Origin of the sequence: Spiroplasma endosymbiont of Megaselia nigra, assembly GCF_003987485.1 — a bacterium.
GTDB lineage: Bacteria > Bacillota_I > Bacilli_A > Mycoplasmatales > Mycoplasmataceae > Spiroplasma.
Genome location: NZ_RCOO01000219.1, coordinates 1 through 1,722, shown reverse-complemented (window position 1 = coordinate 1,722; position 1,722 = coordinate 1). Strand labels below are relative to the sequence as shown.

Sequence of the window (1,722 nt, the reverse complement as noted above, 5' to 3'; positions counted from 1 at the left end):
AATTTATTTTCTTGATTACATTTTGAACAATAACCTCAATATCTTTTTTTAAGACAAGTTTTATTTAACTTTTTCATATAAACCTCCTAAATTATTCCTTTGATTTTTAACTCGCTGGCACTCACTCCCAAGTGAAAGTGCCAAAGCGAGAATTAGTTATATAAGTATTTATCTATTTATTTAATACGCCATTCGCTTCACTGGGGGTGAGCGGTAGCTGTGTTAACATTTACAATTAACTACAAAGTACTACAATGTTCTACATTTTGTAGTTACTTATAGTATTAAGTACCTCATAATCAAGCCCCCACTAGTAGATTAATTAAGAAATCCTTGCCCAGTTCTTAAAAGTTAATCAACTTCTACGCACACGATTTTATTTTTATTCTTGCAATTAAAAGTTATGAATACAGCATTATCTGTTTATCTTAAGCAAAAAAAAAAAAAAAACAAGTTAACAGTTCTATTGGTTTCTTTACTGACAAAATGCCATGTTGGGGAACCTTCCAATAAAAAATATGTAATTGTGAAATTAAATAATTGTAGAACCAATATATTTAATTTTTAAAGTCGTTTTATTTCAAATAAAAAAACAACCCTTTAATAAGGGTTGTTTTTTCATACTTCATCCTTTATTTTACAAAATATAAGCAATTAATTAAAGGAGAATATTTAGTTATTTATGAAAAAAATATTTTTTTGAAGTTTTATTAGTATTCCAATTGCGATGATAATTTTATTATTATCCTTATATTTTACGAATCTTTGAAAACCAACATTAGTTGCAATTATTGTTAGCAGTATTTTATTAATTATTGTTGGGATTTTTGCGTATTTTTATATTCGCAATAGTTATCTTAATTTTGAAAAAGATACTTCTGGGGAATTTCAGTATAATATTAAACAAAAGTTCTGAAAATTAGGAATCATTGGGTTTATTGCTGATTTTTGTGATACGATTGGAATTGGTTCATTTGCAATTAGTATTGTGCTTTTAAAGTTAACAAAACAAGTTAAAAATGATAAGCAATTGTTAGGAACTTTAAATGTTGGTCATGCAATTCCAACTTGTTTACAAGCGATTATTTTTATTTCGTTAGTGAAAGTAGAATGATTAACGTTAGTATTATTAATTACAGCCGCAGCAATAAGAGCTTATGTTGGCACGTTAATTGCTAATAAAATTAAATTAGGTTGAGCACAAATTTTATTAGGCGTTGCCCTAATTATTATTTCAATAATTATTTTATTAGGACAAAAGGAAGTTAGTGTGATGCCAAGAGCTGGGACAAGTGATTCATTAGAAGTATGATGAAAATATCTTTTAGGAACCATGATCTTTTTTGGATTAGGAATTTTACAATCATTAGGGATTGGGATTTATGCTCCAGCAATGGCGGTAACTTATTTAATGGGTTTAAGTTCACTTTGTGCTTTTTCAATTATGATGGGGTCTAGACTGCACCCATTTTAGTAAGTACTAATAAAAAGTATTTACTATTTTTTTTATTATATCTTTTTCTTTACGATTTGAATATCATGTATTTCATTTTATAACATCTTGTATATATTCTTCATGTGAATTATATATTTTATTATGGATTGTAGCTTTCTTAAGTAATGAATGAAAACTTTCTATAACAATATTATCTGCACAGTGGTATTTTTTACCCATTGAAATTATAATACCGTTAGAGACACATTTATAGTGATAAATAGCGG

General features: G+C 27.0%; 2 protein-coding genes. One reads left to right on the top strand and one right to left on the bottom strand.

Annotated features, from left to right (window positions below; genetic code table 4):
• Nucleotides 1-682 precede the first annotated feature (682 nt).
• Entirely contained in the window at nucleotides 683-1,474 is a 792-nt protein-coding gene (locus D9R21_RS06255; protein WP_126821516.1) for a hypothetical protein, read from the top strand.
• A 6-nt stretch (nucleotides 1,475-1,480) separates the two neighbouring features.
• Here D9R21_RS06255 and D9R21_RS06250 read toward each other — a convergent pair whose 3' ends face one another.
• Nucleotides 1,481-1,675 (bottom strand): hypothetical protein, encoded by a 195-nt coding sequence (locus tag D9R21_RS06250; protein WP_126820562.1) that lies wholly within the window; start codon nucleotides 1,673-1,675, stop codon nucleotides 1,481-1,483.
• Between the last annotated feature and the right edge of the window lie 47 nt (nucleotides 1,676-1,722).